The sequence below is a fragment of the Mesorhizobium sp. M0062 genome, assembly GCF_040323125.1.
GTDB lineage: Bacteria > Pseudomonadota > Alphaproteobacteria > Rhizobiales > Rhizobiaceae > Mesorhizobium.
Genome location: NZ_JAMYUO010000001.1, coordinates 115,380 through 132,451 on the forward strand (window position 1 = coordinate 115,380; position 17,072 = coordinate 132,451).

Sequence of the window (17,072 nt, forward strand, 5' to 3'; positions counted from 1 at the left end):
GAGCCGAATTGAGTTTGCCCCAGGCCCCCGTCAGACCGTCTCCTTGACCCGCGCCGACAGAAAGTCCGGCAAGTCGGCAACCGAATCCAGAACGACATCGGCGATCGACGCCAGCGATTCCCGCGTGCCGGTGCCGGAGAGCACGCCGACCGCCAGGCCGCAGCCGCCGGCACGCGCCATCTCCAGGTCGTGGCGGTTGTCGCCGACCATGGCGATCTCGGACGCCTTCAACCCGGTCAGGTCGCAAAAGGCGACGATCGTGTCCGGCGCCGGTTTCGGATTGGCGACCGCGTCATAGCCATAGGCGGCGGTGAACAGCTGCGCGACGCCGAGCGTGACCATGGTCTTTTCGGCACCGGCAGTCGAATCATTGGTGGCGACGCCGAGCCGGTAGGATCGCTTGTGCAGAGCCGTCAGCGCCGCGACGATGCCGGGCAAGGCCACCGCCATCGATGAGCCTTGCACCGAGGTGATCTCGTTGAAGCGGGCGACGGCCAGCATCTGGTCCTCGTCGGACAGGCGCGGGAACCATAGTTCGACGACATCCATGTTGGTGCCCGAGGCGAAGATGGAATCCGGCTTGAAACGCTTGGCGACAAAATCGAAGCCCGCCGCTGAAAGCAGCCTGTCGGCTTTCCAGCGATCGCCCTCGGCAGCATCCATGGCCATGAAATCGGCGATGCCGAGCCAGGTCGCGTTGAAATCGACAAGCGTGCCGTCCTTGTCGAACAATATGCCCTTGATGTCGGCCGGATTTTTCATTGCGCCCCCCGCAGTTGCTGGATGCGCGCCACCAGCCCGGCCGTCGATGCGTCGCGCTTGGCGGCGCTCTCCTTGCCTTCCACGACTGGCAACAGGCCGGTCGCCAGCTCCTTGCCGAGCTCGACGCCCCATTGGTCGAAGGAATTGATGTTGAACAGAGTGCCTTCGACGAAGACGCGGTGCTCGTAAAGCGCGATCAGCCGGCCGAAGGTGCGCGGGTCGAGCTTGCGGTAGAGGATCGTCACCGAGGGGCGGTTGCCGGAGAAGACGCGGTGCGGGGCTATTCTGTCGACATCGGCCGGCTTCATGCCCTTGGCCAGCATCTGCGCGCGAGCCTCGTCCAGCGTGCGGCCCTTCATCAACGCTTCCGATTGGGCCAGGCAATTGGCAAGCAGTAGATCGTGCTGGTGCTTCAGATCCGGCTCATGGCCGACGGCAGCGGCAAGGAACTCGACCGGGATGGAATCGGTGCCCTGGTGCAGCAGCTGGAAGAAGGCGTGCTGGCCATTGGTGCCGGGCTCGCCCCAGACCAGCGGTCCGGTCGGCGTCGTCACCGGCGTGCCGTCGAGGGTGACGCCCTTGCCGTTCGATTCCATGTCGAGCTGCTGCAGATAGGCCGGCAGCCTGGAAAGGCGCTGGTCATAAGGGATGACCGCACGCGCCGGATAACCGCAGATCACGCGATGCCACCAGCCGACCAGCCCCAGCAGCGCCGGCAGGTTCTTCTGCAGGGGTGCGGTGCGGAAGTGCTCGTCCATCTCATGCGCGCCATCGAGGAAGGCGCGGAAGTTGCGCGGGCCGATGGCGATCATCACCGGCAGGCCGATGGCGCCCCACAGCGAATAGCGGCCGCCGACCCAGTCCCAGAAGCCGAACACGCGATCCGCTTCGATGCCGAACTTGGAAACCAGGTCGAGCGCGGTCGAGACGGCGGCGAAATGCTTGCCGACAGCTTCCTTGCCGAGCGCCTTCTGCACCCATTCGCGCGCCGTCTCGGCATTGGTCATCGTCTCGACCGTGGTGAAGGTCTTCGAGGCGATGATGAACAGGGTGGTTTCGGCCGACAGGCCCTTCAGCGTGTCGTGGATATGGGCGCCGTCGATGTTGGAGACGTAGTGCGCGCGCGGGCCGTCGTGATAGGGCGCCAGCGCCAGCGTCGCCATGGCCGGGCCGAGATCGGAGCCGCCAATGCCGATGTTGACAATGTCGGTGATTTTCTTGCCGGTGGCGCCGGCGGCCTTGCCGGAGCGAATGGCGTCGGCGAAAGCGCCCATGGCGTCGAGCACGGACAGCACATCCGCCTTGACGTCCTGGCCATCGACGGTGACGCCCTTGCCCGAGAGGTTGCGCAGCGCCGTGTGCAGCACGGCGCGGTCTTCGGTGATGTTGATTTTCTTGCCGGAAAACATTGCGGCGCGGCGACCTTCGAGATCGGCGGCGGCGGCGAGCTTCTCGAGCAGTTCCATCGTGCCCTGGTCGACCGCGCATTTCGACCAGTCGAGCAAAAGGTCGCCGTCGCTGGCCGAGAACGTCTCGAAGCGCTTGGGGTCGGCGGCAAAAGCCTCGCGCATCGTACCCGATGCCGCCGCGCGCGCAGCACGCAAGGCGACAAGCTGTTTGTCGAAGGAGGAATGATCCACTTTCGGCTCCTGATCGTTTTTCACGACATCTTATCAGACCGGATGTTTCCGGCGCGTGTCGTCGCGCTGATCTTATTGAGCCGAATTCCGCATGTTTCAATGCGTGGGGATGACGCAGTGCAGCATAGTGCGATGTGATGGAGCTATGACGCTGCGCGCCGCGCTGGATGATTTGATGGGAGTAGCGACGACGCTGCGCGTCGCGCTGGGGATAATGAGGCGCGACGACGCTTCGCATCGCGCGGGCGTCCGCGCTGCGGGATGACGCAAGCGTCACCCGGGGATGCGACGACGCTGCGCGTCGCGCATAGATCACTGGCATAAATCCCAGCGATCAGAAAAATTGATTGGCGCAACCCCTTGTGCCACGGTTACCTTCCGCTGGTCCAGCCAAGCAAAAAAGACTGGCCATCGAGGAACACCTTCCATGCCACAGCGTAACGACACGGCCATATGGTCCGGCCTGTTCCGGATTTCGGCGGAATCGGGCCAGACCCTGCAGGCGCAGATCCGTCAGGCGATCGTCGCCGCCATTCTCGACCGGCAGATCGCCGCTTCGATGCCGCTTCCGTCCTGCCGCATCCTGGCTGAAAAACTCGGCGTCGCGCGCGGCACTGTGGTGCTGGCGTTCCAGCAATTGGTCGACCAAGGTTTCCTGGTGGCGCGCGAACGGCGCGGCCATTTCGTCAATCCGGATGTGCTGGCCACCCCCGCCAAGCCGCACCAGAAGGCGCCCGACCAGCAGAACGAGATCGACTGGAAGGCACGCCGGCAGATCGCCGCCAGCGATATGCCGCCACCGGCCAAGCACGACAACTGGATCAAGTCCTCCTACCCCTTCGTCTACGGCCAGTTCGACCCGGCGCTGTTCCCGACAGCCGAATGGCGTGAGTGCAACCGCATGGCGCTGGCCGTGCTCGAAATCCGCAACTGGGCCTCCGACATGGTCGATCGTGACGATCCGCTCTTGATCGAGCAGATCCAGGCGCGGCTGTTGCCGCGGCGCGGCATCTTCGCCAATCCGGACGAGATCATCGTCACGCTGGGCGCCCAGAACGCGCTCTATATGCTGGCGACACTGCTGATGACAAAGGGCTCCAAGGTCGCGATGGAAGACCCGGGATACCCCGACGCGCGCTCGATCTTCCGCTTGGCAGGCGCCGAAATCCAGCCGGTTCCGGTCGATCAGTCCGGCATCGTCACCTCGTCCATTCCCAACGATTCCGGCTTTGTCTTCGTCACCCCCAGCCACCACTGCCCGACCATGGTGCCGCTGTCGGCGGAGCGGCGGCAGGACCTTCTGGCGCGCGCCAACCGCCACAACCAGATCATCATCGAGGACGGCTATGACAGCCAGCTTCTCGACGAGGCGCCGCAGCAGGCGCTGAAGAGCCTCGATCGCTCGGGTCGCGTCGTCTATGTCGGCTCGATGTCGAAGACGCTGGCTCCGGGCCTGCGGCTTGGCTACATCGTCGCTTCGGCTGGACTAATCTCCGAGCTCAGGGCGCTGCGCCGCTTCATGCTCAGGCACCCGCCGGCCAACAACCAGCGCGCGGTCGCGCTGTTCCTGTCGCTCGGCCATCACGAGGCGCTGGTGCGGCGGCTGTCGTCGGCCTTCGACGAGCGGCGCAAGCGTCTGGTCCATGCGATTTCCGCATTCCTGCCGGAATGGCGCTCGACCGATTCGGCCGGCGGCACATCGCTCTGGCTGGAAGGCCCGCGCGGCACCGATTCACGTGGACTGGCCGAGGCCGCGGCCTCGCGCAGCGTCATCATCGAGCCGGGCGACCGCTTCTTCGATCGCACCGAAAAGCCGTCGCGTTTCATGCGCTTGGGCATTTCCTCGATCGCACTGCAGCACATCGAGCCGGGTATTCGCGAGCTCGCGACCGCGGCCGGACGCAGGCCCGCTGCAGCCTGATTTGCCTGTGCCGGAGCTTTGAACAGCCCCGGCCCTTGGCATGATCACCAACATTCTGCATTAGCTCTCTGGCATACTCGGCTGCGTTGACTGGCCCATAGGCTGGGCCAATGGCAACGGCATAGTCGGCTGACAGAGGGACGAAGCAAGCCGACGGTGGACCAATCATCGCGTCGTGTTTCGCAAACTAAAGGTGGAGTGCCCCCCATGTCAGTGGCTGTTGAGAAGCAGGATGCGGCTCCTAAGGATGCATCAGCCGACCAGCGTTCGCGCCGATCCGGCGGGCGCGAAGCGCGCCGCGCCATGCGGGCCGCACCGCTTGCCGACGATATCCGGCCGGTGCGCGCCGGCCTCGAAGGCGGCAGCTACGGGCCGCTCAACCAGAACGAACAGGAGCGCATCCATGAAGCGGTGCTGACGCTACTGGAGACCGTCGGCTTCGCCAATGCCATTCCCTCCTGCATCGAGGCTCTGACCGGGGTCGGCGCCGTTTACGGCGACGACGGCCGCGTCCGTTTCCCACGTGGGCTTGTGATGGACACGATCAAGAAAGCGGCGAGGAATTTTACGCTGCACGGCCAGGACCCCAGGCATGACATGCTGATCCAGGGCAAGCGCGTGCATTACGGCACGGCGGGTGCGGCCGTGCATCTGGTCGATGTCGAAAAGCGCGAATACCGCGAGTCGCTGGTGCAGGACATTTACGACGCCGCCCGCCTCGTCGAAGGGCTCGACAACATCCATTTCTTCCAGCGGCCCATGGTGCCGCGCGACATTCCCGATCCGCTCGAAATGGACTTCAACACGCTCTACGCCTGCGTGATGGGGACGTCGAAGCATGTCGGCACCTCCTTCACGGTGCGCGAGAACGTGCAGCCGGCGCTGGAAATGCTTTATGCGATCGCCGGCGGCGAGGAGAATTTCCGCGCCCGGCCGTTCGTGTCGAACTCCAACTGCTTCGTCGTACCGCCGATGAAGTTTGCCGAGGACGCCTGCGGCGTGCTCGAAGCCTGCGTCGAAGGCGGCATTCCGATCCTGCTTTTATCGGCCGGCCAGGCCGGCGCCACCGCTCCGGCGGCGATTGCCGGCGCTGTGGTGCAAGCGGTGGCCGAAGTGCTGGTCGGCCTCATCTATGTCAACGCCATCAAGCCGGGGCATCCGGCGATCTTCGGCACATGGCCGTTCGTCTCCGACCTCAGGACCGGTGCGATGTCGGGCGGCTCGGCCGAGCAGGCAGTGCTGACTTCGGCCTGTGCGCAGATGGCGCAGTTCTACGATCTGCCGGGCGGTTCGGCCGCCGGCATGACGGATTCGAAACTGCCCGACATCCAGTCCGGCTATGAAAAGGGGATCACCGACGTGATGGCCGGTCTTGCCGGCCTCAATCTGGTCTATGAATCGGCAGGCATGCACGCCTCGCTGCTCGGCTTTTGCCTGGAGAGCCTGATCATAGACAATGACATGTTGGGCCACTGTCTACGCTGCGTGCGCGGCATCGAAGTGACCGATGAAGCACTGTCGATCGACACCATCACCGAAGTCTGCATGAATGGCCCAGGCCACTATCTCGGCAATGAGCAGACGCTGCGGCTGATGCAGACCGAGTATTTTTATCCGGCCGTGGGCGACCGCTTTTCGCCCAAGGAATGGAACGAGAAGGGCCGGCCCGACATCTTGCAGCGGGCGATCATCGAAAAGAAGCGCGTGCTTGCCGAGCGCTTCCCGCGCCATGTGCCGAAGCTGCTCGACGACAAATTGCGCGCCCGCTTCGGCGAGATGATCAAGCTGCCACGCAGCGGCATGGGCGGGTAAGCTTCACCTTACGAAGGTCAGTCCACACTTAGCCCAAAGCGCTCGACGACTTCGGCGCTGATCAGCTTGCCATGCAGCGCCATCAACACGATCTGGGCATCCAGGCTGTCGCCGGTTTCAAGCGCAGCCTCGATGCGGCGCTCAGCCTCCAGCCGCCGCTCCGGCTCATTGGCCTGCTCAAAGGTTTGTGGGCCTGCGATGCAATAGCCAAACAGCTGCGCCACGGACCGATAGGCGTCGGGCGGCGGCTCGTCCGGCCAATGATCCTTCATCAAATTGACGATGGTGAGCTTTACCCCCTCGGGAACAAGCGCCGGATGCAGATCGGCGCCGCGCAGCGCGGTGTCGAGTTCCCGCAAATCGCCGGAGCGGCCGAACATGCCGAGGAAACCGATTGAAGAGCGCCGTTTAGTCACGTTGATACTTTCCGTCCGATAGCCGACCACTCATATGGGAATGTAGGATCGTTTTTCATCGCCTTTGCGGAGTCTCAGGCAAGCCAGGCGTCGAGCCCGAATTCCCGCTGCAACAGGTCTTCCGCACTTTCCAGCGCGCCCTCGATCCAGCCGTGATTGTTGGACCACGCTTCGCCACAGACATGAATGCCAGGAGCGAGCGTATGGCTCGCCAGTTTTATACCGGAGATATCTATGCCACGGTCCCATACATGCGACGCGCCGCCATAGGCCGGCGCACCCCAATCCTGCGCAAACCCGCCGATGGGTTTCGAGATGGCGCCGTGTTTGCCATGGACTTCGACCATCTGGCCGTGAAAGGCCTCCAGCGCGGAATGTCCCTCGGCCAAAACCGCAAAACCGTGGCGCCGAGCGAGCTCAGGCAGCAGTGAGCGCCAGAATACCATGTGCCTGCCATCGCAATAGGCCATGGCGACGCTCCGCCGAATCGTCGCGTCGCGCGCGTCCGCTTTTGTGAACTGCCATATCTGGCGAGCCGGCAGATCGGTCACGCTGTGGCCGGCCGCGATGCCGTTTCGAGCCCACCATGGGCTGGCATAGCAGGCGGCCAGCGTGAGCATCGGCCAGGGTTCCGGTGCCGGCAGATCGCTGGGCTGCTCGATGCCGGACTTTTCCAGCAGGGTCCGCAGGGGGCGGACCGGTAACGCCAGCACGACCTTGCGCGCCTCGACCGTCCCGCCCTGCCCCTCGACAGACAAGACCATCCCTTGCGCCGAGCGGGCGATGGCGGTCACGGTGTGATCGAGATGGACGGCGCCGCCGCTGACAGCGATCCGCCCGGCCATTCGCTCCGCAACCGGCTGGAACCCACCATCGGGGGAACAATAGGAGCGGCCGCCGCTCAGCTCGCCGAGCGCAAGCCTGAACGTCTCGGCGGCGTTGGGTCCGCGCAGGAGCAACGAATAGCCCACCGCGTCCTCGGCAAAAACCATTTCCTCCGGGGTCAAGACCGTCGCCAGCACATCCCAAGTCGCCCAATCCGCCAGCTTGCGGCCGCGATAAACGAAGCCTGCGGCGCCGTTCCATTCGGCGCTGCCGAAGGCCTCCGAACCCGGCAGGATCAGTGCTGCCGCCTTTCGCAGCAGGCGGGACGGGCCTTTTTCCTGCAGCCGACGCGTCACGTCATAGGCAAACAGGCGGCGCGGCGCAAAGCGCGATATAGCGGCGTAGGGCAGGCTCCTACCGCGCAGATGGAGCCGGTTGGCGCCGGTGACGACGTCCATACCCGACAGCTTTACATCCAGCGTCGCCATGAGTTTTTTGAGCAGCCGATGTTGCGGCATCAGCATCATCGCGCCGAGATCGATGCCGAAGTTCGGCTCTCCGGGAAATGAGACCGTGGAGGCCCGACCGCCGACGCGACCGGCGGATTCGAAAACAGCGATCCTTGCGGGCTTTTCACTTTGGGACAAGCGCCACGCCAGGAAGAGACCGGCCATGCCCGCGCCGACAATAGCAATGTCGACCGGGGCAATGTCGATTGGGCTAGGCGGCAAGGATACGCCCGTGGCGGAAAACCATCATCATGGACGACGCTCTGGACCCCTCTTGATTTCGTGTCAAAAAACCCGAAACTGACGAGGACTGCAATGTCATACTGACAGGTGGGATCAGTTGGCGTGCGAGCAGTGATCTAAAACGGGCAACGGGTCCTATGAAGAAACAGTATCACACACCAGTCATCCGCAAGGCAGGACGACTTTCCGGCATCACAGCCATCGCCGCTTCGTCCGGCCCGCCTCCACCCTGAGGCCGCCATCCAAACAAGCTTACGCCAAGGCTTTCATGCCGGCCCGATCAGGCCGGCATTTTCATATCAAGCGGGTGCTCAGTGGTTGTCCCTCGGCACGCCGCTGGTGTGCGCGACGTCCTGGTATTTCACCGCCGGCTTCAGCACCATGCCCTCCGAGAACTGGTCGACCATGGAGCGCTGGATCTCCTGCCATGGCGTCTGATGCTTGGGATAATGATAGCCGCCATCGACCTGCAGTTCGGCACGGCGGCGCGTGATTTCCTCGTCGGTGACGAGGATGTTGGCAGTGCCTTTCCGTAAATCGATGCGCACACGGTCGCCGGTCTTGAGCAGCGCCAGGCCGCCGCCAATGGCGGCCTCCGGCGAAGCGTTGAGGATAGACGGCGAGCCGGATGTGCCCGACTGGCGGCCATCGCCGATGCAGGCCAGCGCGTGAATGCCCTTCTTGATGAGATAGGCCGGCGGCTGCATGTTGACGACCTCGGCGCCGCCGGGATAGCCGATTGGGCCAGCGCCGCGCATGAACAGGATGGTGTGCTCGTCGATGCCTTGCGCCGGATCGTCGATGCGGGCGTGGTAGTCCTCGGGACCATCGAAGACCATGGCGTTGCCCTCGAAGGCTTCCGGGTCGTTCGGGTTGGAGAGATAGCGTTCGCGGAATTCCGGCGAGATGCCGCTCATCTTCATGATTGCGGAATCGAACAGATTGCCGCTGAGATTGATGAAGCCGGCATTGGCCTTCAGCGGCTCGGCGACGGTGCGGATGACGTCGGTGTTCTCGTTGGCGACATCCTTGCAATTGTCGCCGATCGATTTCCCGTTGACGGTCATCGCTTCGGGATAAGGCAGCAGCTTGGCCTTCATCAGTTCGGTCACCACAGCCGGCACGCCGCCGGCATGATGATAGTCCTCGCCGAGATATTCGCCCGATGGCTGCAGATTGACGATGAGCGGCACATGGAGGCCGACCGTCTGCCAGTCGTCATTGGTGAGCGGCACGCCGAGATGGCGGGCAATCGCGTTGAGGTGGATCGGCGCGTTGGTCGAGCCGCCAATCGCCGAATTGACGACAATGGCGTTCTCGAACGCCTTGCGCGTCATGATGTCGGATGGCTTCAGATCCTCATGCACCATCTCGACGATGCGCTTGCCCGTCTCATAGGAGATCTGGCCGCGCTCGCGGTAGGGTGCCGGAATGGCAGCCGAGCCCGGCAATTGCATGCCGAGCGCCTCGGCCAGCGAGTTCATCGTGGTGGCGGTGCCCATGGTGTTGCAATAGCCGGTCGACGGCGCCGATGAGGCGACGATGTCCATGAACTCGTCATAGTCGATCTCGCCGGCCGAGAGGCGCTGGCGCGATTCCCAGACGATGGTGCCCGATCCCGTGCGCTTGCCCTTGTGCCAGCCATTGAGCATCGGTCCGACCGAAAGTGCTATGGCCGGAATATTGACGGTGGCCGCCGCCATCAGCAGCGCCGGCGTGGTTTTGTCGCAGCCGATGGTCAGCACGACGCCGTCGAGCGGATAGCCGTAAAGCACTTCGACCAGGCCGAGATAGGCAAGGTTGCGGTCGAGTGCCGCGGTCGGGCGCTTGCCGGTCTCCTGGATCGGATGGCACGGGAATTCGAAGGGGATGCCGCCCATCGAGACGATGCCTTCGCGCACGCGCTTGGCGAGTTCGATATGATGGCGGTTGCATGGCGACAGATCCGAGCCGGTCTGGGCGATGCCGATCAGCGGCTTGCCAGACATCAGCTCGGCCCGCGTCAGGCCGTAGTTCAGGTAGCGCTCGAGGTAGAGCGCGGTCATGCCTGGATTGTCGGGATTGTCGAACCACTCCTGCGAGCGAAATTTCTTCTTTCCGGTGGGGGCGCCTGCCATCATGGTCTCCGTATTTGTAAGACAAATCGATATGGCAACGCGCGGAAGCAGGCAAGAGGGCGCACCGTCGCAACGGGACTTTGGTGCGATAGACACAGACCAGACCGTGCGTTAGGCCTTCGAAGTCTGTCCGGGAGGTGTCGATGGCTTTGGTGATCGAAGGCGAGGAACGCATTGCCGCCCCCCTGCAGAAAGTGTGGGAAGCGCTGAACGATCCGAAGGTTTTGCAGGCGACCATTCCCGGTTGCCAGAACCTGGAGATGAAATCGCCGACCGAAATGGCGGCGACGGTGGTCCTGAAGATCGGACCGATCAAGGCGACATTCAACGGCGAGGTGACGCTGAAGAACCTGAAGCCGCCGCACTCCTACACCATTCAGGGCGAGGGCAAGGGCGGTATCGCCGGCTTCGCCAAGGGTGGCGCCGACGTGAGGCTGATGGCGGACGGGCCGGATGCGACGGTCCTCAAATACGCGGCCAAGGCCGAAGTCGGCGGCAAGATCGCCCAACTCGGCAGCCGGCTCATCGAATCGACTTCGAAGAAGCTGGCCGGGCAGTTCTTTTCAAGCTTTGGCGAGAAGGTGGGTTCCCCTCCCCCTTGAGGGGAGGGATATCCGAGCTACTCGAACACGATGTTCGGCACCGCCGCTTCGGCCGCGCCGCGTTCTTCATTGACCCGGTCCCAGACCTTCGAAGCAATGCCGCGATAGATCTTCGCCTCGGCGCTGTCTGGCTTCGACGCCACCACCGGAGCACCTTCATCAGAACTTTCGCGAATGCCCATTTCCAACGGCACTTCGCCGAGGAAGGTCACGCCGAGGCGCTCGGCCTCGCGCCGCGCCCCGCCATGGCCAAAGATGTCGTAGCGCTTGCCGGTATCGGGGGCGATGAAATAGCTCATGTTCTCGACGATGCCGAGCAGCGGCACGTCGACCTTCTTGAACATATTCAATCCTTTGCGGGCGTCGATCAGCGCCAGGTCCTGCGGCGTCGAGACGATGACCGCGCCGGCCAGCGGCACCTGCTGGGCCATGGTCAGCTGGGCGTCGCCGGTGCCGGGCGGCATGTCGACGACGAGCACGTCGAGGCGGCCCCATTCGACCTCGCGCAGCATCTGCGTCAGCGCCGACATCACCATCGGTCCGCGCCAGATCATCGGCGTCTCCTCGTCGACGAGGAAGCCCATCGACATCACCTTAAGGCCGTAATTCTCCATCGGTTTCAGGATCTTGCCGTCGACGGTCTGCGGCCGGCCATGGATGTTGAGCAGCCTGGGCATGGACGGGCCATAAATATCGGCATCGAGCACGCCGACACGCAAACCGTTGGCGGCGAGGCCAAGCGCGATGTTGACGGCGGTGGTCGACTTGCCGACGCCGCCCTTGCCGGACGCCACCGCGATGATCGCCTCGATGCCGGGCACGCCGCGCTTGCCCGAGCTTTGCGAGGCCGGGGCGTGCGGGGCTGGAGAGTGTGGAGCTGGGCGCGGCGCGGCTGGCGCAGCCGGGGGTGCCGGCCTGGGCGCGGGACGCGACGCAACCGGAGCCTCCATGCCGCCGCCCTTCTTCTCCGCCGTCAGCGCGACGACGGCGCCGGCGACACCAGGGATCGCCTTGACGACACGCTCGGCTGCGGCGCGCAGCGGCTCCATCTCCTGTGCACGGGCGGCGGGAACGGTGATCGAGAAAAACACTTTCGAATCGGCGATGAAAATCTCCGAAACCATGCCGAGGTCGACGATGTTGCCGGTGAAGTCCGGCCCGTTGACCGTCTTCAGACGCTCGGTGACGATTTCCTTGGTGACGGACATGCATTGTTCCCTAAGGCGTTTGGCTGCGGCTCAGATAGTGCAGATTGGCAGCGACTCCAAGCACCACAGTGTCCGCCTCACCTTGCCAGGCCAACCGCAAGGTAGGTGAGCGCCGAAATTGCAGCCGTGGCCGGCAAGGTGACGATCCAGGCGATGACGATGTTGCCGGCAATGCCCCAGCGCACGGCCGAGACGCGACGGGCAGCGCCGACACCGATGATGGCCCCGGTGATCGTATGGGTGGTCGACACGGGAACGCCAAGCCAGGTGGCGGCAAACAGGGTGATGGCGCCGCCGGTCTCGGCGCAGAAGCCCTGCATCGGGTTCAACCGGGTGATCTTCGAGCCCATCGTGTGGACGATGCGCCAGCCGCCGAACAAAGTGCCGAGCGCCAGTGCTGTCTGACAGGTGAGGACGACCCACAGCGGCACGTAGAACGTCCCGCCGAGCATACCTTGCGAATAGAGCAGCACGGCGATGATGCCCATGGTTTTCTGGGCGTCGTTGCCGCCGTGCCCTAGCGAATAAAGCGAGGCCGAAAAGAACTGCATGACGCGGAAAGTGCTGTCGACGGCGAACGGTGTCTGGCGCACGAACAGCCAGGAAACGGCCAGGATCAGGACCAGCGCCAGAACAAACCCTGTCGCCGGCGACACGACGATTGCGGCGACCGTCTTGCCAAGCCCGGTCCAGACGATGGCGCCGGGCCCAGCCTTTGCAACGCCGGCGCCGACGAGCCCGCCGATCAGGGCATGCGAACTGCTGGACGGGATGCCGGCAATCCAGGTGACGATGTTCCAGACGATGGCGCCGACGAGCGCCGAGAAGATCACCGCCGGCGTGACGATGCTGACGTCGACGATACCTTTTCCCACGGTTTCAGCCACGTGAAGGCCGAAGAACATGAAGGCGATGAAATTGAAGAAAGCCGCCCACAGGACCGCATATTGTGGTCTCAGCACGCGGGTGGAGACGATGGTGGCGATGGAGTTCGCCGCATCGTGCAGGCCGTTGAGAAAATCGAAAAACAGCGCGACGGCGACAAGGCCGATCAGCACGGGAAAGGCGATGGTGGCTTCCATTGCCTAAACGTTCTCGATGACGATGCCGCTGATCTCGTTGGCGACGTCCTCAAAGCGGTCGACCACCTTCTCCAGCTGGCCGTAGATCTCCGAGCCGATCAGGTAGGCCATCGGATCGCTGCGGCCATGCCGCTTGAACAGGTCCTTCAATCCCTGCTCATGCAGATCGTCGGCGCGGCTTTCGACGCGCATGACCTCTTCGGCGATGGCGTTGAGGCGTACCGTGTGCGTGCCGACCTTGCTGAGCAGCGGGATCGCTTCGGCAACCAGCCTGGAGGCGGCAACGATGACGCCGCCCATCTCCTGCATCAGCGGGTCGAATTCCTTCTTTTCGAACAGCTTCACCGTCTTGACGGTCTTGTGCATCATGTCGATGGCGTCATCCATTGACTGGATCAGGTCCTTGATGTCGCCGCGATCGAAAGGCGTGATGAAGGAACGCCGCACCGCCAGCAGGACTTCGGCCGTGATATGATCGGCCTCGTCCTCGAGATCGATGATCTTCTGGCACCAGCGATCGATGTCCTTGCCCTGCAGAAGCTGCTCCAGCGCCTCGGCGCCGCCGACCACGGTGCGGGAATGCCGTTCAAAGAGGTCGAAGAAGCGATCTTCGCGCGGCAAAAGCTTGCGGAACCAGCCCAGCATGTCCGATCTCCTCGTATTCCATCCAACCACATAGCGCCGTGTTCGGCCGGGGGAAACAGCCAGCCGGCCCAAAGATGTGGATGCATGGCCAATTGCGGGTAGAGCTTGCGGCGAAAGGCAATTTCCCCGACCTTGCGCGCAACGAACGGACGGATGGGATGATCGACAAGCTCGAATTCTTCATCGCGCTGGCCAAGGAGGAGCATTTCGGCCGGGCGGCGGAAGCGTGCGGCGTCACGCAGCCGACCTTGTCGGCCGGGATCAAGCAGCTGGAGGGCCAGCTCGGCGTCATGCTGGTCAATCGCGGTTCGCGCTTTCAGGGGCTGACGCCGGAAGGCAAGCAGGTGCTGGTGTGGGCGCGTCGCATCGTCGGCGATTCCAGGACCATGCGCGAAGAGATGCGGGCGGCGCGACATGGCCTGTCCGGGCGTATCCGTATTGCCGCCATCCCAACCGCCCTCGCCATGGTGGCGCGGCTGACGACGCCATTTCGCGAGAAGCATCCGGGCGTCACCTTCTCTATCCTGTCGCGCACCTCGATCGAGGTGTTGTCGCTGCTCGGCAATTTCGACGTCGATGCCGGCATCACCTATCTCGACAACGAGCCTCTCGGACGGGTGACCAGCGTGCCGCTCTATGACGAGCGCTACCAGCTGATCACGGCGGTCGGAAATCCCTATTCGGATCGCGACAAAGTGACATGGGCCGAAATCAGCCAGCTGCCGCTCTGCTTGTTGACGCCGGACATGCAGAACCGCCGCATCATCGACCAGCATCTGGCCGAGGCCGGCGTGCAGGTGCGGCCGACACTGGAATCCAACTCGATGATCGTGCTGTTCTCCCACATACGGACAGGCAAATGGTCGTCGATCATGCCGCTCAACCTGGCGGAAACATTCGGTTTTTCCGAGCCGATCCGGGCCATTCCGATCGTCGAACCGGATGCCAGCCACACGGTCGGGCTGGTCGCCGCGCCGCGCGAACCGCACACGCCGCTGGTGCAGGCGCTGCTGGACGAGGCGATGGCGCTGGCAGACGATTTCCGCGCCAATCGCTGAGCTAGTCATAACTGATCAATCGGCGCGATAGAAATTTTCTATCGTGCAACGAAACCGCTTTATTGATTTCAGGGGTTTTCTCTGATTTCTTAAGCACTTAGCGATTAAGCGGCGTAGGCATGTCGTTGTTCCAAAACCGCGTCATGCTTTTGGACGATATATGCATCGATCGCTACGATAGGGAGGGCGCTGCGTGACGATGCAGCCAGCAAGTACCGAGATACAGTCGCGCACGGCGGCGATCATCCAGGAGTTGAAGGGCCTCGAAGGCCCGCTGCTGCCGATCCTGCACGAGATCCAGGACGAATTTGGCCACGTGCCGCAGGACGCCGTGCCCGTCATCGCCGATGGGCTGAACCTGTCGAGGGCCGAAGTGCATGGCGTTGTGACCTTCTATCATGATTTCCGTGCCCGGCCGGCCGGCCGGCATGTGCTCAAGCTCTGCCAGGCGGAAGCCTGCCAGTCGATGGGTTCGGATGCGATCGCCGCAAAGGTCAAGCAGTTGTTGGGCATCGATTTCCATGAGACCACCCGCGACGGATCGGTTACACTTGAGCCTGTCTATTGCCTCGGGCTGTGCGCCTGTTCACCGTCGGCGATGCTGGATGGTGAGGTGATCGGGCGGCTCGATGACGAGAAGATCGAAGAGATCGTCGGGGAGGTACGCTCATGATCCCGCGCATCTACATTCCAGGTGACTCCGGCGCGCTGGCGCTCGGCGCCGAAAAGGTCGCCAAGGCTGTTCGTGCGGAACTGGCTGAACGGGGCGTCGAGGCCAAGATCGTCCGCAACGGCTCGCGCGGCGCCTATTTCCTCGAACCGATGGTCGAGGTCGCGACCGAAAAGGGCCGCGTCGCTTACGGGCCGGTCAAGCCATCGGACGTCAAGAGCCTGTTCGACAGCGGCTTTCTCACCGGCGGGCATCACAAGCGCTGGCTGGGCGCGCCCGACAAAATCCCGTTCCTGGCCAAGCAGACGCGCCTGACCTTTGCGCGTTGCGGCATCAACGACCCGCTATCGCTCGATGCCTACAAGTCACTGGGCGGGCTCAAGGGCCTGCAGAACGCGGTGGCCATGGCGCCGCTCGACATCGTCAAACAAGTCACGGAATCGGGCTTGCGCGGCCGAGGCGGCGCCGGCTTCCCGACCGGCATCAAGTGGAAGACGGTGCTCGATACGACATCTGACCGCAAATACATCGTCTGCAATGCCGACGAGGGCGACAGCGCCACCTTTGCCGACCGCATGATTATGGAGGGCGACCCCTTCGTGCTCATCGAAGGCATGACGATTGCCGGCATCGCCACCGGAGCGACCAAGGGGTTCGTCTATATCCGCTCGGAATATCCGCATGCGGTGGCTGTCATGAACAAGGCTGTCGAGGTCGCCCGCAAGGCAGGCGTGCTCGGCGTCAGCGTGCTGGGTTCGCCCAACGCCTTCGACATGGAAATCCGCGTCGGCGCCGGCGCCTATGTCTGCGGCGAGGAAACGTCGCTGCTGAACAGCCTTGAAGGCAAGCGCGGCGTGGTGCGAGCCAAGCCACCGCTGCCGGCAATCCAGGGTCTGTTCGGCAAGCCGACGGTGATCAACAACGTCATCAGCCTAGCCTCCGTGCCCATCATCATGGACAAGGGTGCTGCCTTCTACAAGGATTTCGGCATGGGCCGCTCGCGCGGCACGATCCCGATACAGATCGCCGGCAACGTCAAGTTCGGCGGCCTGTTCGAGGCGGCGTTCGGCATGACGCTGGGCGAGATCGTCGACGATATCGGCGGCGGTACGGCCACAGGTCGCCCGGTGAAGGCGGTGCAGGTCGGCGGCCCGCTCGGCGCCTATTTCCCGCGCGGCCTGTTCGACACGCCGTTCGACTACGAAGAGTTCGCGAAGCGCGACGGGCTGATCGGCCATGCCGGCATCACCGTGTTCGACGACACGGCCGACATGCTGAAGCAGGCGCGCTTTGCCATGGAGTTCTGCGCCATCGAAAGCTGCGGCAAGTGCACGCCCTGCCGCATCGGCTCGATACGCGGGGTGGAGACCATCGACCGGCTTGCCGCCGGCATCGAGCCGGAGAAGAACCTGGCACTGGTCACCGATCTCTGCAACACGATGAAGTTCGGATCGCTCTGCGCGCTGGGCGGCTTCACGCCCTATCCGGTGATGAGCTCGATCACCCATTTCCCCGAAGATTTCAAGCCCGCGCCGGCGCGCGTGGCTGCTGAATAGGAGCTG

14 protein-coding genes are annotated in these 17,072 nt (G+C 63.5%); 6 read left to right on the forward strand and 8 right to left on the reverse strand.

Annotation, left to right across the window (positions count from 1 at the left end):
• Positions 1 to 30: 30 nt before the first annotated feature.
• Both NKJ64_RS00570 and pgi read right to left on the reverse strand, forming a co-directional pair.
• Complete coding sequence (locus NKJ64_RS00570; RefSeq protein WP_023688783.1) at positions 31 to 762, reverse strand: HAD family hydrolase; 732 nt, start codon at positions 760 to 762, stop codon at positions 31 to 33.
• Positions 759 to 2,402 carry a glucose-6-phosphate isomerase gene (gene pgi / locus NKJ64_RS00575; RefSeq protein WP_023688784.1) on the reverse strand — a complete coding sequence of 548 codons (1,644 nt, stop codon included), beginning with the start codon at positions 2,400 to 2,402 and terminating at the stop codon, positions 759 to 761. Before pgi ends, NKJ64_RS00570 begins: the two co-directional genes overlap by 4 nt.
• A gap of 427 nt (positions 2,403 to 2,829) precedes the next feature.
• On the opposite strand from pgi, the gene pdxR reads away from it, so the two are divergent.
• Together pdxR and NKJ64_RS00585 are read left to right on the forward strand one after the other, a co-directional pair.
• The gene (gene pdxR, locus NKJ64_RS00580) at positions 2,830 to 4,323 is read left to right on the forward strand and encodes a MocR-like pyridoxine biosynthesis transcription factor PdxR (RefSeq protein ID WP_023669484.1); all 1,494 of its coding nucleotides are present in this window, start codon (positions 2,830 to 2,832) and stop codon (positions 4,321 to 4,323) included.
• A 207-nt stretch (positions 4,324 to 4,530) separates the two neighbouring features.
• Complete coding sequence (locus NKJ64_RS00585; RefSeq protein WP_023818850.1) at positions 4,531 to 6,135, forward strand: trimethylamine methyltransferase family protein; 1,605 nt, start codon at positions 4,531 to 4,533, stop codon at positions 6,133 to 6,135.
• A 17-nt stretch (positions 6,136 to 6,152) separates the two neighbouring features.
• On the opposite strand, the gene NKJ64_RS00590 is transcribed toward NKJ64_RS00585, so the two are convergent.
• From NKJ64_RS00590 to NKJ64_RS00600, 3 genes are all read right to left on the reverse strand, one after another.
• Positions 6,153 to 6,551 carry a hypothetical protein gene (locus tag NKJ64_RS00590; RefSeq protein ID WP_352461750.1) on the reverse strand — a complete coding sequence of 133 codons (399 nt, stop codon included), beginning with the start codon at positions 6,549 to 6,551 and terminating at the stop codon, positions 6,153 to 6,155.
• 74 nt (positions 6,552 to 6,625) lie between these two features.
• Positions 6,626 to 8,107: a flavin monoamine oxidase family protein gene (locus NKJ64_RS00595; RefSeq protein WP_352461751.1), complete on the reverse strand. Its 1,482-nt coding sequence runs from the start codon at positions 8,105 to 8,107 to the stop codon at positions 6,626 to 6,628.
• A gap of 332 nt (positions 8,108 to 8,439) precedes the next feature.
• Complete coding sequence (locus NKJ64_RS00600; RefSeq protein WP_352461753.1) at positions 8,440 to 10,245, reverse strand: IlvD/Edd family dehydratase; 1,806 nt, start codon at positions 10,243 to 10,245, stop codon at positions 8,440 to 8,442.
• Between the two features lie 143 nt (positions 10,246 to 10,388).
• Between NKJ64_RS00600 and NKJ64_RS00605 the strand changes: the two genes are divergently transcribed.
• A complete protein-coding gene (locus tag NKJ64_RS00605) occupies positions 10,389 to 10,847 on the forward strand; it encodes an SRPBCC family protein (RefSeq protein ID WP_352461755.1) in 459 nt (152 codons plus the stop codon).
• Between the two features lie 17 nt (positions 10,848 to 10,864).
• Here NKJ64_RS00605 and NKJ64_RS00610 read toward each other — a convergent pair whose 3' ends face one another.
• From NKJ64_RS00610 to NKJ64_RS00620, 3 genes are all read right to left on the reverse strand, one after another.
• A complete protein-coding gene (locus tag NKJ64_RS00610; RefSeq protein WP_023688788.1) occupies positions 10,865 to 12,055 on the reverse strand; it encodes an Mrp/NBP35 family ATP-binding protein in 1,191 nt (396 codons plus the stop codon).
• A 77-nt stretch (positions 12,056 to 12,132) separates the two neighbouring features.
• The gene (locus NKJ64_RS00615) at positions 12,133 to 13,137 is read right to left on the reverse strand and encodes an inorganic phosphate transporter (RefSeq protein ID WP_023688789.1); all 1,005 of its coding nucleotides are present in this window, start codon (positions 13,135 to 13,137) and stop codon (positions 12,133 to 12,135) included.
• A 3-nt stretch (positions 13,138 to 13,140) separates the two neighbouring features.
• Positions 13,141 to 13,782 (reverse strand): DUF47 domain-containing protein, encoded by a 642-nt coding sequence (locus NKJ64_RS00620; protein WP_023673429.1) that lies wholly within the window; start codon positions 13,780 to 13,782, stop codon positions 13,141 to 13,143.
• A 158-nt stretch (positions 13,783 to 13,940) separates the two neighbouring features.
• Between NKJ64_RS00620 and NKJ64_RS00625 the strand changes: the two genes are divergently transcribed.
• From NKJ64_RS00625 to NKJ64_RS00635, 3 genes are all read left to right on the forward strand, one after another.
• Positions 13,941 to 14,840, forward strand: a complete 900-nt coding sequence (locus NKJ64_RS00625) for a LysR family transcriptional regulator (protein WP_023688790.1) — start codon at positions 13,941 to 13,943, stop codon at positions 14,838 to 14,840.
• A gap of 193 nt (positions 14,841 to 15,033) precedes the next feature.
• Positions 15,034 to 15,513 (forward strand): formate dehydrogenase subunit gamma, encoded by a 480-nt coding sequence (locus tag NKJ64_RS00630; RefSeq protein WP_023736169.1) that lies wholly within the window; start codon positions 15,034 to 15,036, stop codon positions 15,511 to 15,513.
• Complete coding sequence (locus NKJ64_RS00635) at positions 15,510 to 17,066, forward strand: formate dehydrogenase beta subunit (RefSeq protein ID WP_023673426.1); 1,557 nt, start codon at positions 15,510 to 15,512, stop codon at positions 17,064 to 17,066. The genes NKJ64_RS00630 and NKJ64_RS00635 overlap by 4 nt, the downstream gene beginning before the upstream one ends.
• The last annotated feature ends 6 nt before the right edge of the window (positions 17,067 to 17,072 follow it).

Bases quoted from the DNA above. Each gene is read 5' to 3' on its own strand.
- NKJ64_RS00615 (WP_023688789.1), bottom strand. From the start codon at position 13,137: ATGGAAGCCACCATCGCCTTTCCCGTGCTGATCGGCCTTGTCGCCGTC.
- NKJ64_RS00620 (WP_023673429.1), bottom strand. From the start codon at position 13,782: ATGCTGGGCTGGTTCCGCAAGCTTTTGCCGCGCGAAGATCGCTTCTTC.
- NKJ64_RS00635 (WP_023673426.1), top strand. From the start codon at position 15,510: ATGATCCCGCGCATCTACATTCCAGGTGACTCCGGCGCGCTGGCGCTC.
- NKJ64_RS00610 (WP_023688788.1), bottom strand. From the start codon at position 12,055: ATGTCCGTCACCAAGGAAATCGTCACCGAGCGTCTGAAGACGGTCAAC.
- NKJ64_RS00570 (WP_023688783.1), bottom strand. From the start codon at position 762: ATGAAAAATCCGGCCGACATCAAGGGCATATTGTTCGACAAGGACGGC.
- NKJ64_RS00625 (WP_023688790.1), top strand. From the start codon at position 13,941: ATGATCGACAAGCTCGAATTCTTCATCGCGCTGGCCAAGGAGGAGCAT.
- NKJ64_RS00605 (WP_352461755.1), top strand. From the start codon at position 10,389: ATGGCTTTGGTGATCGAAGGCGAGGAACGCATTGCCGCCCCCCTGCAG.
- pdxR (WP_023669484.1), top strand. From the start codon at position 2,830: ATGCCACAGCGTAACGACACGGCCATATGGTCCGGCCTGTTCCGGATT.
- NKJ64_RS00585 (WP_023818850.1), top strand. From the start codon at position 4,531: ATGTCAGTGGCTGTTGAGAAGCAGGATGCGGCTCCTAAGGATGCATCA.
- NKJ64_RS00600 (WP_352461753.1), bottom strand. From the start codon at position 10,245: ATGGCAGGCGCCCCCACCGGAAAGAAGAAATTTCGCTCGCAGGAGTGG.